Annotated in this window: 14 protein-coding genes; 4 read left to right on the forward strand and 10 right to left on the reverse strand. The window is 55.3% G+C overall.

Annotation, left to right across the window (positions count from 1 at the left end):
- Window positions 1-22: 22 nt before the first annotated feature.
- From dapA to ACA065_RS13900, 4 genes are all read right to left on the reverse strand, one after another.
- Complete coding sequence (dapA, locus tag ACA065_RS13885; protein ID WP_497694997.1) at window positions 23-886, reverse strand: 4-hydroxy-tetrahydrodipicolinate synthase; 864 nt, start codon at window positions 884-886, stop codon at window positions 23-25.
- A gap of 283 nt (window positions 887-1,169) precedes the next feature.
- On the reverse strand, window positions 1,170-2,141 hold the full coding sequence (locus tag ACA065_RS13890) for an alpha/beta hydrolase (RefSeq protein ID WP_497694998.1): 972 nt from the start codon (window positions 2,139-2,141) through the stop codon (window positions 1,170-1,172).
- A gap of 100 nt (window positions 2,142-2,241) precedes the next feature.
- The gene (locus ACA065_RS13895; protein WP_497694999.1) at window positions 2,242-2,724 is read right to left on the reverse strand and encodes a VOC family protein; all 483 of its coding nucleotides are present in this window, start codon (window positions 2,722-2,724) and stop codon (window positions 2,242-2,244) included.
- A gap of 25 nt (window positions 2,725-2,749) precedes the next feature.
- On the reverse strand, window positions 2,750-3,136 hold the full coding sequence (locus tag ACA065_RS13900) for an ester cyclase (protein WP_497695000.1): 387 nt from the start codon (window positions 3,134-3,136) through the stop codon (window positions 2,750-2,752).
- Window positions 3,137-3,545: 409 nt separating this feature from the next.
- On the opposite strand from ACA065_RS13900, the gene ACA065_RS13905 reads away from it, so the two are divergent.
- Window positions 3,546-4,001 (forward strand): methyltransferase family protein, encoded by a 456-nt coding sequence (locus tag ACA065_RS13905; protein ID WP_497695001.1) that lies wholly within the window; start codon window positions 3,546-3,548, stop codon window positions 3,999-4,001.
- Window positions 4,002-4,337: 336 nt separating this feature from the next.
- Here ACA065_RS13905 and ACA065_RS13910 read toward each other — a convergent pair whose 3' ends face one another.
- From ACA065_RS13910 to ACA065_RS13925, 4 genes are all read right to left on the reverse strand, one after another.
- Window positions 4,338-4,721, reverse strand: a complete 384-nt coding sequence (locus tag ACA065_RS13910; protein WP_497695348.1) for a nuclear transport factor 2 family protein — start codon at window positions 4,719-4,721, stop codon at window positions 4,338-4,340.
- A gap of 272 nt (window positions 4,722-4,993) precedes the next feature.
- Window positions 4,994-6,028: an alpha/beta hydrolase gene (locus ACA065_RS13915; protein ID WP_497695002.1), complete on the reverse strand. Its 1,035-nt coding sequence runs from the start codon at window positions 6,026-6,028 to the stop codon at window positions 4,994-4,996.
- Between the two features lie 207 nt (window positions 6,029-6,235).
- Window positions 6,236-6,619, reverse strand: coding sequence for a nuclear transport factor 2 family protein (locus ACA065_RS13920; RefSeq protein WP_497695003.1), 384 nt, complete (start codon window positions 6,617-6,619; stop codon window positions 6,236-6,238).
- Window positions 6,620-6,747: 128 nt separating this feature from the next.
- Window positions 6,748-7,851 carry an alkene reductase gene (locus ACA065_RS13925; protein ID WP_497695004.1) on the reverse strand — a complete coding sequence of 368 codons (1,104 nt, stop codon included), beginning with the start codon at window positions 7,849-7,851 and terminating at the stop codon, window positions 6,748-6,750.
- A gap of 102 nt (window positions 7,852-7,953) precedes the next feature.
- Between ACA065_RS13925 and ACA065_RS13930 the strand changes: the two genes are divergently transcribed.
- Both ACA065_RS13930 and ACA065_RS13935 read left to right on the forward strand, forming a co-directional pair.
- Entirely contained in the window at window positions 7,954-8,925 is a 972-nt protein-coding gene (locus ACA065_RS13930) for a LysR family transcriptional regulator (protein WP_497695005.1), read from the forward strand.
- A 391-nt stretch (window positions 8,926-9,316) separates the two neighbouring features.
- The gene (locus ACA065_RS13935) at window positions 9,317-10,258 is read left to right on the forward strand and encodes a hypothetical protein (RefSeq protein ID WP_497695006.1); all 942 of its coding nucleotides are present in this window, start codon (window positions 9,317-9,319) and stop codon (window positions 10,256-10,258) included.
- 206 nt (window positions 10,259-10,464) lie between these two features.
- Here ACA065_RS13935 and ACA065_RS13940 read toward each other — a convergent pair whose 3' ends face one another.
- Complete coding sequence (locus ACA065_RS13940) at window positions 10,465-11,061, reverse strand: class I SAM-dependent methyltransferase (protein ID WP_497695007.1); 597 nt, start codon at window positions 11,059-11,061, stop codon at window positions 10,465-10,467.
- 122 nt (window positions 11,062-11,183) lie between these two features.
- Between ACA065_RS13940 and ACA065_RS13945 the strand changes: the two genes are divergently transcribed.
- Window positions 11,184-11,660: a DUF2867 domain-containing protein gene (locus ACA065_RS13945; protein WP_497695008.1), complete on the forward strand. Its 477-nt coding sequence runs from the start codon at window positions 11,184-11,186 to the stop codon at window positions 11,658-11,660.
- Between the two features lie 174 nt (window positions 11,661-11,834).
- On the opposite strand, the gene ACA065_RS13950 is transcribed toward ACA065_RS13945, so the two are convergent.
- Window positions 11,835-13,022 carry a hypothetical protein gene (locus ACA065_RS13950; protein WP_497695009.1) on the reverse strand — a complete coding sequence of 396 codons (1,188 nt, stop codon included), beginning with the start codon at window positions 13,020-13,022 and terminating at the stop codon, window positions 11,835-11,837.
- Window positions 13,023-13,101 lie beyond the last annotated feature (79 nt).

Consider the following 13,101-nt stretch of genomic DNA (forward strand, 5'->3'; position numbering starts at 1 on the left):
GCGCATGAGCGGGTGTTGACGGTTATTCGCCGCGCCTTGAAACCTGCTGCAAGCGCTCTATCACCGCAGTGCTGGCCGTTTGCATCGGTGCGCGCAACTCACTGCTGATCAACCCTTCCAGCGCCAACGCAGCCTTCACCGGCGCCGGGTTGGGCTCCATAAACAGCGTGCTGATCAGTGGTATCAAGTTGAAAAACGTTGCCCGGGCTTCGCTCAGTTGGTTATCCCGCACTTGCTGGCACAGCGCCACAAAGTCCTCGGTACGTACATGCGCCGAGGCCGCAATCGCGCCACTGGCGCCCAGGCACAGCGCGTTGAACATCTGCATGTCCTCGCCACACAGCACATCCACCTCGCCACTGGCGAGCAGCGCCAAGGTGGTCGCCAGGTTACCGCCGCAGTCCTTGATCGCGACGATGCGTTGATGCTTGACGATGTTCAGCAGCGTGGCTTGTTCAAAGGTCACGCCGGTACGGTAAGGAATGTCATACAGCACAATCGGCACGCTGGAGGCATCGGCCACCGTGCGGAAAAACGCTTCAAGGCCAGCCTGGGAAGGGCGGATGTAGCTCGGTGCCGGCACCAGCAAACCGGCCAGCGGGCGCTTGAGGATTTCGCCCTGGAACTGCAGCAGTTCAATCTGGTTGTTGCCCGCCAGGCCCATCACCACGCGGTGCGCGGGCGCCAGCTGTAACACCGCATCGAGCACGGCCAACTGTTCTTGGCGGCTGAGCGAAGCGGCTTCGCCGGTGGTGGTGCACACCATGATCCCGGCCACGTGCTTTTCCAGCAGGTGGCTGACCAGCCGGCGCAGGCCGATAAAGTCGATGGCGCCGTCATGAAACGGCGTGACCACGGGAACCCAGATACCTTGAAACGATGACATGCACTTTCTCCTGATGGTTGACCGCTTAAGTCACCGTCAGAAGGGCAGAGGGATTGTGCAAAGGGAGGGAGGTCCGTCGCGCTCAATGTCCTGTCAGCTCATCTGACGGGACAGCGCGCCCCGGTCACATGAGCGACTGTTTCTTCGATTTGAGGGCGTGCGCCACGCAACCTTGCGCCTTGGCCATCAAGCCAATAACGCAAAGGTTAACGAAAGACGATGCAGACATGCGCGGGAACACCCTGAATAAGGCTTTCATCTTCAGCGGATGTGACGGGATGTGTCAACCCCGCCGGAGTTGCTCGCGCACAAAATCGGCGATCTCGGCGGCCAGCTCCGCATCTTCCGGCGCGCCCATGAAACCGCCATGGGGCATGGCCTCGAACACATGCAGCTGCGCCGGCACCCGCGCCTGGCGCAAGGCGCGGTGCAGGCGCACGGTGTTGGACAGGAACAGATCCCGCGTGCCGCTTTGCAGGAACGTCGGCGGGAAGCCCTGCGTAAAATCGCCGAACAGCGGCGACAGGTACGGGTGGGACAAGTCCGCGCCGTTGGCATACAGCAGATTCACGTTCATCAGTGGGTTGGGCAGCACCACGTCAACGGTGCGGTTTACCTGGAAACTGTCGCCGGACTCGGTGAGGTCGACTTCAGGCGACAGCAGCACCAGCGCCGCTGGCAACGGCAAGCCTTCGTCACGGGCGCGCAATACCATGGCCGCCGCGAGGTTGCCGCCCGCCGAACGCCCGCCGATCACGATATGTTCCGGCGCGTGATGCTTGAGCACGTGGCGGTAGGTGGCCAGGCAGTCATCCAGCGCTGCGGGGTAGGGATGGTCGGGTGGCATGCGGTAGTCCACGCCGTAGCAGATCACGTCGTGCAGGTCGGCTTGTTTGCCAGCAGCGATGCGGCAGTTCTCGCCGCCACCGAACACCAGCGCACCACCGTGCAGGTCGATATAGGCGAAGGATGTGGCAGTTGCGGGGGTGGCGACGTGCACGGTGGCGTTTTCGACGTTGAGGGTGTGCAGGCTGGCCCGCAGGGCCGCGGCTTGCCCGGCGTTGGCGTAGTTCTGGGCGACGGCGGTTTGCAGAACGCGCCAGCCGTCATGGTCCGCAGGGGGAGGCATCGCGTGCAGCGCGTTGAGAGGCACGCCGTCGGCGCCGACCAGGCGATGGAGAGTCGCCTGGGCTTGGGGGCTGATCGATTGCGGCACGGAGATCGTGCGAGGTTCAAGTTTGATGCCGTGGTTCATGGGCTGACAGCTCGCGTTCGACGACTTTGGGGTGTCAGGATGCCAGAACGCGGTCGGGTGTGGGAGTTGGCTCGCCACACCAAGCCGCTCGCCACACAAGTCAGTCCCCGGCCACGGCGGCTTCGATGGCGGCCACGTCGATTTTGGTCATGGTCATCATCGCGTCAAAGGCGCGCTTGGCGATGACCGGGTCGGGGTGGGTTACCGCCTCGGTCAGCACGCGCGGAGAGATCTGCCACGATAACCCCCACTTGTCCTTGCACCAGCCACACGCACTGGCCTGGCCACCGTTGTCGATGATGGCGTGCCAATAACGGTCGGTTTCGGCCTGATCGTCCGTTGCCACCTGGAAGGAAAACGCTTCAGTGTGCGCGAATGCAGGCCCACCGTTGAGGCCCAGGCAGGGGATGCCCAGAACAGTGAACTCGACGGTCAACACGTCGCCCTGTTTACCGGCCGGGTAGTCGCCCGGCGCGTGGTGTACGGCTTTCACGGCGCTGTCCGGGAAGGTCTTGGCATAGAACGTCGCGGCTTCCAGGGCGGTGCCGTTGTACCAGAGGCATAGAGTGTTTTTGTTGTTCATCTCGGCTCTCCACGGTTTTTATCAATCAAAGCTGTTGTTCAATCGCCGCCTTATCAATCACCGACCAGACGTGCGCGATTTTCCCGTCGACGACTTCATAGAATACGTTTTCATCGAAGGAAACCCTCCTGCCGTTGATCGGCAGCCCGAAGAATTCCCCTCGTGGGCTCACGTTGAAATTCAACCGGCTGGCTACCGTGGGCGGGTCGGCGACCAGCAGTTGGATGCGGAACACCAGGTCGGGAATTTCGCGAAAGTCCCGTTCCAGCATCGCGCGGTAGCCTGCCAGGCCGACGCGGGTGCCGTTATAGGTCACCTGCGGGTGGACGAAGTCGCCGAGGTGTTGCCAATCCTGATGGTTGAGGCAGTCGATATAGCCTCGGTAAAGGTCGGCGAGTTCGTTTCGGGTCATGCCGTGTTCCTCTGTGTTCCAGCCTTTGCTTGCGCCTATCACCATGGTTCTCATCGACTTAATCCTGGTGTCTGTTCACGGCTCACCGGTTATGTCGCCCAGCAACTCCTCAGGCCCCTCCGCAAGTGAATAGATCTTTTCCAGCACCGCCACTACGGCTAACTCTTGGGGGGAAAGCTGTTTTTCCTTTTTTGGCCGATTGCAGACCTTCGTGAGAGGCAGCAGTCGGCCAGAGGCGGTCGCTCACTATCCGCAGCGATTCACTGATTGTAGTAGCGGTTGATCGCGGCCTTGATCTGGGTGATACGGGCTAGCTGCCCCGCAGTCTCCATCGTGCTCCTGGTGCTTGACCCTATAGTGGCTATAACCCTCACTCTGGTAGCACGCCCGTATTTAATAGGAATTCATGATGGACAACCGCATCCCTCCGCCGCTGGTTGCTACCCTTTTCGGCTTATTGATGGGGTTCGCTGCTCGATACTTACCGGGTGCCATGGAGCTGACTATCGAGTGGCGCACTCGCCTGGCGCTGGTGGTGTTGCTAGCAGGCGTAGCTATTTGTCTAGCCGGCGTGCTGTCCTTTCGCAGGGCTCGCACCACGGTCAACCCGCTGAAGCCGGAAACGGCTTCGGCTCTGGTCAGCTCGGGCGTCTACAGATATACACGCAACCCCATGTACTTAGGCTTCGCCACAGTCCTGATAGCCTGGTCAATCTTTCTCGCCTGGCCACCGGCACTCCTAGGTGTGCTGGGCTTCGTGATGTACATGAACATCTTTCAGATCGGGCCGGAGGAGCGGGCCCTTGCCAGTCTTTTCGGGAGAGAATTCACGCGATACTGCAGCCAGGTCAGACGTTGGCTTTAGCGAGGCAAACGTCCGCTTTTGGCCAAAAACGGAGATTAACCACACCCATTTACAAAGCCAGTTTTCGAGTTGCCAATGCCCATTCTTGAATACACGGGTATCTGACCATGCGCCTCAGTAATCAGTTTGCAGGCCAGCCATGCTGAGCATCCCGCTACGAACGGCTGGTCGTATTCATCAATCTCGAATAACTCCGCCCCTGCACGCGTCAGCTTATCTGGGTTCGCTGGCGAGGCTATGGGTTCCCAATTCATGCGTCAGTTTAAGCTGCGCTACGGTGGGAACCTGATGTGATCTTTTAGATGTGCTTGTGCATTGAGCGCGCTGATTGAGGATTTAATGATTTGGATGTGTGTAGTAAATCTTGCTGACCACAGTCCACTTGCCATCGACCTTCAGCAGATGAAAGAAGTCTGTGAAGGAAATACCAGACATGTCGTTGGCGTCGATGCGAGCACTCGCCGCGGTACCCACGATCTCGATGCTGGTGATAGCGGCCTGTGCGTTAGGAGAGGGTCGGAAATCCTTGTCGACCCCATCGAAGAGGCTTTGAATCGGGCCGCCTACCAACTGGCCATCGGCGCCGACGCCGTACATCGTTGCATTCTTGCTGAATGCGGGCTTCATGATGCTGCTCTTGGCTTGCTTGCAGCCCTCGATGTACGTGCTTAGCACTTCGGTGATGGCTTGGTATTCTTGTACATAGGCAGGGTTGTTCATGGCTTTACTACTGACAGCGTGTTGATCGCGCGGTAGTTCTTCTGCTTGAGCAGTCACGCTTAGGCCCGTCACCATTGCCACGAAAACTAACGCCCTGAGAACAGTCGTTTTCATTTAGTTGTTCCTAATTAAGGGTTGCATGTGCTGATTAATGTTCAGCTGCAAAAAAACGCAGTGACATCGCGAGACACTTTGTGCCGCTGTAGCCTCGCGATGAAATGAGTGGCGTGTTTTTTGTCATGAATGCCGCAGCGTTGCCGTGACCTGCGGGCTCATTGTTTTTGCAATGACTGGCTTAGGTTCGTCTTGAGTTCTTGCGATGCTTGCGCGATCGCGCTTTGCACTGCCGGCAGATGGTTGAACGCGTTCGATAGCCCAAAATCGTGAATCATGCCGTTGTAGCGCACCGACTTCACCTGCACACCCGCAGCGTCGAGCTTGCGGCCGTAAGCTTCGGCTTCATCGCGCAGGACATCGAATTCAGCAGTCTGGATCAACGTCGGCGGCAAGCCTTTCAACTGCTCGGGCGTCGCCTGCAGCGGCGATGCGTAAATCTGCTTGCGTGCCTCGACGTCGGTTGTGTAGTTGTCCCAGAACCACACCATGAGGTCTTTGGTCAGGAAGTAGCCGTTGGCAAACTCCTGGTACGACGGCGTGTCGAAGTTTGCATCGGTTACCGGGCACAGCAATAGTTGCGAACGCAGTGCAGGTGAGCCTTTCTCGTTCGCCATCAGGGCAACAGCTGCGGCCAGGTTGCCACCTGCGCTGTTACCCGCTACGGCCAGGCGCTTGCCGTCGACGTTGAGCTCATGGCCATGCTCGGCCACCCATTTGGTTGCGGCATAGGCTTGCTCGATGGCAACGCCGTATCCCGCCTCAGGCGACAGGCTGTAGTTAACGAACACCGCCACCGCGCCAGAGCCCGCCACCAGGTCACGCACCAGCCGTTCGTGTGTTGGGAAGTCGCCCAGCACCCAGCCGCCACCGTGGAAGTACATGAACGCGGGCAGGGTCTTCTGTTGGCTGCCGGCCGGGCGCACGATGGTCAGTTTCAGGTCGCTGTCATTGACACGAATCGTCTTTTCGCTGACCTCAGCTGCCGGCAAGGCCACGTTGGAGGCGGCCTGGGCACCCGCCAGCGCGGCGCGGGCATCGGTCGGCGACATGCTGTCGAGCGTCTGGCCGCCCTCAAGGGACTGCAAGAATTTTGCTACGTTGTGCTCGACGCCGGGCCGTTCGGCTGCAGCGGCGCTACCAAGCGACAGGGCCACGACGGAAAGGGCGAAAGCGGAGGTGAGAGGTTTCATGCTGTTTCCTTTTTATCGCCTGAGTGTGTGCGTCATTAAATAGCGGCCTGTTCTATTACTTTGCTACGCCTGCCGTCAGGCGATCGACGTCAGCGGATTTCAGACGGTGTGCCGGACGCACAGTTGCAGCGCCGCTCGGCTGCAAAAAAAAGCCCGACAGATGAGGTTGAAAGCCTCATCTGCCGTGTGCTCAAGGAAGGCAGATATTCAAGGTGCGACGTGGGTGTGGAAGATCTTGTTGACGACTGTCCACTTGCCATCGACTTTCAGCAGGTTGAAGAAATCTGTAAAGCAAAAGCCCGATACGTCATTGGTGTCGATGCGCGCGCTGGCAGCGGTGCCTACGATGTCGATTTTGACGATTACACCTTGAGCTTCAGGAGAAGGGCGGAACGCGCTGTCAATACCATCGAACAATGTCTGAATCGGGCCACCGGTCAACTTACCGTCGCCATCGACGCTAAACATCGTTGCTTGCTCACTGAAAGCTGGCTTCATGATGCTGCTTTTGGCCTGCTTGCAGCCTTCGTTATATTTGTTCAGTACCTCGACGATGGCTTGATATTCCGGCACATAAGTAGGTTTGTTCATGTTTGTATTCCTGGTTGTTAATTCGAGTCATGTTAAAAAAACGGCCACTTTTGGCTGGCACTAAGATCAACCCCGGCGTCCATCCGCTGGGGCCCAAGGTCTCACTTTTGAAGTGTTACCCAGTTGGCTTATCCAGCGAGCGTAGGCCAATCGGTGTAACCCTTTGCGCCGTTACCGTAATAGGTTTCGCGTGGCGCAACAGCGAGTTCTGCACCTTCTTTTAATCGACGCACCAAATCCGGATTGGCAATAAACGGGCGACCAAAAGCCACTGCATCGACCTTGTCTTCAGCACGGCGGGTAACGGCCAGTTCGATGTCGTAATTGTTGTTGCCGATGTAGGGGCCTTTGAACCGTGCACGTAACGCATCGAGATCTACGTTCTCGGGAACAGTGCGTGACGTAGCGGTAGCGCCCTCGACAAAATGCATATAGGCGAGCTGGAAGCGATTCAGTTGCTCAATCAGATAGCCATAAGTGTGCATTACCTGGCTGTCCAAGGGCGTGTTGCCGGCATCTGGCGTCACGGGAGAGAGGCGAATGCCAACGCGGTCATGACCCCAGATCTCGACGACTGCGGCGGTTACTTCCAGCGTGAGTCGTGTGCGATTCTCAATCGAACCCCCATAGTGGTCGGTTCGCTGATTGGTAGAGTCGCGCAGGAACTGATCGAGCAAATAGCTATTGGCAGAGTGCACTTCAACACCATCAAAGCCGGCGCGTTTTGCGCATGCGGCGGCGTGTCGGTACTGCTCGATAATGTCTGGGATCTCGGATGTTTCCAGCGCTCGCGGCATGGAGACGTCCATCATTCCCTTTTCCGTGAAGGTCTGGCCTTCGGCTTTAATCGCCGAGGGCGCTACCGGTGCCGTGCCATCGGGCTGCAGGTCCACATGCGAGAAGCGCCCCACATGCCACAGTTGGCAAACAATAAGTCCACCCGCGGCATGCACCGCATCTGTTACCCGTTTCCAGCCTGCTACGTGCGCTTCAGTCCAGATGCCTGGCGTCAATGCATACCCCCGCGCTTGCTCGGAAATATTGGTCGCTTCACTAATGATCAGACCGGCGCTGGCACGTTGTGCGTAGTAGCGGGCGTGCATTTCGTTGGGTACGCCTTCTGGCCCCATGCGGCTGCGCGTTAACGGGGCCATGACAATACGGTTAGCCAGAGATAAGGCGCCTAAAGTTATTGGAGTGAAAAGATCCGTTGATGGGTTGTTGAGTGCCATTGTGATTCCTAGTGATAACTGTTCTGCCGGAGGAAACGCCTTGCTGTATCAACTATGGAGGTCAATAATAATGACGTAAATAGTCATAGGCGTGGATACAGTATGATCAAAAAAGTCATAATGCAGAGCCCGACGCGCGCTGAGGGCATAGAGGGTTCACTTCCTTTGCCGCCGGTGCATTTCCCCGGTCTTTTAACCTTCGAGGCTGCCGCCAGACATTTGAACTTCGCTCGCGCCGCCGCAGAAATCGGTGTCACGCCAACGGCGGTATCACGCACGATCAAAAGTGTAGAAGCGCAACTCAATGTGCGGCTATTCAATCGAACAACACGCAGTGTCAGCCTGACCGAGGCCGGCGCGTCATTGAACGCAGCATTAGCACCTGCGCTTGCTTTGATTAGAGACTCCTTGTCACAAGTCTTGCTCGCGACTGATCAACCATCGGGCACAGTGCGCCTCAACTCTTCGTACGTTGCATACCGCATCTTGATCGAACCGCATCTAACCGCCTTTATGGAAAAATTCCCGCTGATTAATGTCGAGGTATCACTGGATAACCAACTTGGCGATATCGTTAATGCCGGTTTCGATATCGGCATGCGCATGGGCAAAAGAGTGCAAAACGACATGGTCGCGGTACAACTGGGAGCGGCACAAAAAAGAATTGTGGTGGCTGCGCCTGATTACTTCAGCACGCGGGTTGAGCCACAGACGCTGGAGCAACTGCTGAAGCACAACTGCATTCGTCAGCGGTATTCAGTTGGCGGAAGATTCTTTGAATGGAAGTTCGACGATGGCGGGCAAATGGTTCAAATCGATGTTCAAGGGCGTTTTATTTTTGACGAAATGAGATCCGTCCTTGATGCGGCAATACAAGGCCAAGGCATTGGTTTCGTTTTCGAGGACTTCGCGAAGCAAGCGTTAGAAAACGGTACGCTTAGTCAGATATTGAAGCAGCACAGCGGCATGGACGATGCGTTTCATCTTTACTACCCCCATCGTAAACACATGCCCGGCAAGCTGCGTGCGTTTGTTGATTTCATGCGCAGTGCTAATAAGGTGGGAGAGTGCTGATTTAACTTTCCCGATGCATGCGATGGGGAGGGTGCAGGAGATTAGTGCTCGTTAAAGGCAAGTGGCCCCAGGCTGTCGGTTTTCAGTGCGACGTCCTTGCTGATTATCTTGATCATTGGGTGGATGTTCGATCGCCGTCTATCGATGTTGGCGCTAATCAGCCAAGCGTTGCCCGGACGGGCACCGATGATGCTCTAAAGAGTGATCGTGCGCCCACATCGCGGTTTCAGCAGGAGGATCTGGCAGCGACCTCGAACGCGAATGTGGTGCCGGCGAGGCAGGCGGGGCGGGTTGAATAGGTGTGGCAGTATTGGCATTCTGCCTGGCGACTCACGGACCTGACGGGATGTCGGGTTTACATCCTGCTCCATTACTTGCTTGGAATGTGCTCATGGACAACGCTGGAACCGCTTTGCTGCCCTTTGTTGGAGAGGCCTCGCTGGAAAGCCTGAAGAAATCCGCCTTGATGGTCGACAAGATAGCCCTAGTGTTCCTGACCAGCATTCCCCGTGCGAAACGTGCGCGCTTTCCCTTGTCAGTCGCCTACTACAACGAAGATCAAATTCGCCGCGTCTCAGTCGATCTCGACTACCTGTTCAAAAATGGTGTTCTGGATGCTCCAGCGCAAGAACCAATATCGTCAGGGTTCGAGATGGAAGATTTTGACCGCAACCTCCCGGTATGGGTCATCAGGACAGCACATAGCACGCATTACTTTCAGCCGGGGAAAGGTTCGTTCGAAGAAACGCTCTCGGAAATGACCCGTCGCGAATTGTTCATGGAAGCGACGCCTGAATTGGGAATCTCCGGAATCCGCAACTCGTTGCATAACATCCCCATCATCCTTGACAGCAGATCCCTGAAACAACAGCAATCCAAGGCTGCGTCCCAAGGCAACCAAAATCTAGTTCTTGATCTGCTGCTTGCCAATGTTCCTCAACCCGGCCTCGACACTCCATGGGAAGCGATAGTCGATTGGCGAAATGATGAGGAAGCGAAGATCAAATTCAGGCGTCTGAAACACTGGATGAACAAAACCTCCGAACGCAAGGACATGAACCCCGATCACCTTAAGGATGAGGTTCTGTGCCTTCTGGATGAGTACCAGCAATACATGAAAATCCAGAAAACGAAATTCTCGACCAGCAACCTGAGAACCATTGTTACTGGCGCTGCGGAGGTACTCGAGTCGTTGACCAAACTCAAATTCAAAGCGCTCGCAGAAATGCCATTCAAGATCAGTGAGGCTCACTTGGCCGTACGTGAAGCCGAATTGAAAGCGCCCGGCAGAGAGTTGGCTTACATTGTTGATGCCTACGACCATTTCAAGTGATTCTATCCGGCTAGCCGGAACCCTCAGCCCTTGCCCGAGTTTGCGGACCCTGTTCAGCAAGGTTCTTGGCGGTACAGCTGCAGCATCGTGTCGATGTTGCAGGAAGGCGGCGAGCAAATCGGACGGTGCAAGGGGGCGTGGCCTGATGCGGGAACTGGAGTGAGTCAGCAAAGCCCGCTCGCCACAATAATAATGCTCGCCTGTTTCTAAGGGTGAGAGGGCTTGCGAGCGATCAAATCGAAGCGGTGCCAGTCCAGTGATCCGCAAGGGGTTTGGGTTGATGTCTGCGACTCACGAAGCAGCGCAACCTCCAAACCGTCGCACATATCGCGTACGGCCTGCTCGGTGTGGAAAGTCATGTGCGTACGCGTTGCCCAGCTATGCTGGAGACCAAAAAAATGCCCGACAAATACTCCGCCCGGTTCCAGAGCCTGCAGCACTTGATCCCAAAGCTGCTTGAAATGTGTTGGGCGGCAAAAGGGCAGGGCCAGGCCGGCATGGATCAGGCCAGCTCGGGGTAAATCAGGCAAGTGTTCGAAATCGGATAGGCAGGTTGTCAGCACGCCCACAGATGGCCCTGAACAGTTCGCACGGGTTCGGGTAATGGCCTCAGGCGCGTTATCGACAGCCAGCACATCCCAGCCCGACTGCATCAGTTGCTGCGCTTCCATTCCCGCGCCGCATCCCAGGTCAATGGCTTGGCGGTTGTCGGTGTGGTTTGCCATGAGTTTTATGGCCCGGGATAAAAGTGGCGAGGGGCCTCGACGTTCGGCATCAGCATAAAAAGCGTCCCAGCCAGTCATGGATAAAGCCCTATCGTGCGTAAGAAATTATGAGTTGCGAGGTGGGAAATACCTGCGCAGGAGAGTAGCTGATTGTTAGCCGTCGAAATCATTTGTAAGGCATCTGGCCAAGGAGAGAATGTTTGGTGACCACCCCTATTGCTCACACCCTGCGCGCACCGTCTGAACTGGATTACTACGACTGCCGGTCAACCCTGCTGCCGTCTGAAGTCACCGCGCTTGAAGCCTGGAACATCATGACCGCCGAACCGGGGCCGTTGTTGCAGCTGGCGTTCCGAATTCGGGACGCGATTTCCGCATTGTTTGGCATAAAGCGCATCGGCGGGTTTTCCGGCACCCGCCGAGACAGCGTGCAAGTGGGCGAGCACCTGGACTTCTTTCTGGTAGAACACAGCGCCCCCGACAGGCTGGTGCTGACCGAGCGCGACCGGCACCTGGATGTGATGATTTGCCTGTCGATCAGCGAGCGTGTGTTCACGGTCACTTCATCGGTGGTCACCCATAACGCGTTTGGCCGCGCCTACATGGTGCCGGTCGGCCAGGTGCACAAGTTAATCGTTAACAATAATCTGCGGCGATTGAAACGAAAGCTGAAATAGGAAGAGCAACGCTTGGTGGAATCGCCGTTGTCGCTTCGCGAGAATAACTATTAGTCTCGCTGTTACAGATCACGACCAGGGGAGACATGCCGTCTTTATACGAAGAAGTTGGCGCGATGAACGTAATGTTGTCAGCAAGAACTTCGCGCCCGCAGTTTCTAACTGCCTTGCCAGTTAGTTGTCATATAAAAGTGGGCCTAACGAGTGTATTTTAATGATGGCGTTGTTAGTGTCTCTCGTGACGTAAGCGCCGATCAGTAAGTCGGGCTTAAATACATCAATACTGTTGCGTGAGAGCGGTAGAAAAATATCCAGAGCTGAGATGATTTCTTGATCTTTTAATGTGATGGTAAGTTTTTCTCCGAAGGGTTCTTGCACCTCTAGTTTTTCATTTGTTCTTCTGATGATGATGAACATTTCGCGGTTGTATAAGTTGTGTTTAGGCAGGTGGAATTTTGCCTTTTCAAGAAGTCCTTTTGTGGCGTTGACGCCTTTCGCTAGCGCAGCCTCTAGCGTCTTTGTTGTAATGGTGTGTTCGGCGCCGGGTGTAAGCGTTGAAATTAAATTTTCAAGTGCGGACCTTGTTTGAACGGGAGAGGGAGGCGCGCCATTTAGATGATGCGCGACAATGCAAGCAGTCAGGAACTTACTGCCAGTGCCCCCGCTTCCCCAGTCATAGGAGCCTTGGTTTTCGAAAAGATCCCGGCGTGTATCTAATAAATATTTTTGATGGGTTTTCTGATTTTCACATAGCACTACTTTTACACCGTCTAGGTATTTTAAGTAATATTTAAAGTCTGGCGCGTCATCGAAATGGAGGGTTGCGTTAAAGTGGGCTGAGAATAAACGTTGCGTAAAATCCCTATTGCGCTGGGCCTCTGCATTTGCGATCCCGCTTTCGATTTTATCTAAAATAGCAGATTTTTTTAAATTTTTATATTGTATGAATGGCAGGTTTTTTGTCACTCTGAAAGAATAGTAGTTTCCGCAGTCAGTTTCTTTTAACGTGCTTAAAATGTCGTGTGCGGAAAGGAAAAAATGGACACTTTCACCTTCGGCGTCATCTGTGTGAATTAGGCAGAAAAAATCTGATCTAGGTTCGGCATTGTCTAATACATATCTCTTGTGGATTTTTACTTCGTTGCTGCCTTCAAAAAATTTTGCTTGTATAATTCCTAGGACTTGAATTTGTCTCGAATTTTTGCGTAATTCCTGCAGTGTGTTTGACTGCGTTTGAACAAGAAAATCGGCGCCGTCGACGTCAACCGACCGCTGTAATACCCAAAATCTATCTAATAAAATTGCGTCCGTTCTTCGTTCACCCTTTTTGCCATTTTCTTCTCGTTTAGCTAATTCTGACATGCCTTTCTTCCTAGTGTTTAAGTCGTTCAATCCAGTGCTGCGTGTACATGTGAAGGCTGTCTATGTTGGCATATGACTT

The sequence above is a fragment of the Pseudomonas sp. LBUM1640 genome (assembly GCF_059716225.1).

Bases quoted from the DNA above. Each gene is read 5' to 3' on its own strand.
- dapA (WP_497694997.1), bottom strand. From the start codon at position 886: ATGTCATCGTTTCAAGGTATCTGGGTTCCCGTGGTCACGCCGTTTCAT.
- ACA065_RS13890 (WP_497694998.1), bottom strand. From the start codon at position 2,141: ATGAACCACGGCATCAAACTTGAACCTCGCACGATCTCCGTGCCGCAA.
- ACA065_RS13895 (WP_497694999.1), bottom strand. From the start codon at position 2,724: ATGAACAACAAAAACACTCTATGCCTCTGGTACAACGGCACCGCCCTG.
- ACA065_RS13900 (WP_497695000.1), bottom strand. From the start codon at position 3,136: ATGACCCGAAACGAACTCGCCGACCTTTACCGAGGCTATATCGACTGC.
- ACA065_RS13905 (WP_497695001.1), top strand. From the start codon at position 3,546: ATGGACAACCGCATCCCTCCGCCGCTGGTTGCTACCCTTTTCGGCTTA.
- ACA065_RS13910 (WP_497695348.1), bottom strand. From the start codon at position 4,721: ATGAACAACCCTGCCTATGTACAAGAATACCAAGCCATCACCGAAGTG.
- ACA065_RS13915 (WP_497695002.1), bottom strand. From the start codon at position 6,028: ATGAAACCTCTCACCTCCGCTTTCGCCCTTTCCGTCGTGGCCCTGTCG.
- ACA065_RS13920 (WP_497695003.1), bottom strand. From the start codon at position 6,619: ATGAACAAACCTACTTATGTGCCGGAATATCAAGCCATCGTCGAGGTA.
- ACA065_RS13925 (WP_497695004.1), bottom strand. From the start codon at position 7,851: ATGGCACTCAACAACCCATCAACGGATCTTTTCACTCCAATAACTTTA.
- ACA065_RS13930 (WP_497695005.1), top strand. From the start codon at position 7,954: ATGATCAAAAAAGTCATAATGCAGAGCCCGACGCGCGCTGAGGGCATA.
- ACA065_RS13935 (WP_497695006.1), top strand. From the start codon at position 9,317: ATGGACAACGCTGGAACCGCTTTGCTGCCCTTTGTTGGAGAGGCCTCG.
- ACA065_RS13940 (WP_497695007.1), bottom strand. From the start codon at position 11,061: ATGACTGGCTGGGACGCTTTTTATGCTGATGCCGAACGTCGAGGCCCC.
- ACA065_RS13950 (WP_497695009.1), bottom strand. From the start codon at position 13,022: ATGTCAGAATTAGCTAAACGAGAAGAAAATGGCAAAAAGGGTGAACGA.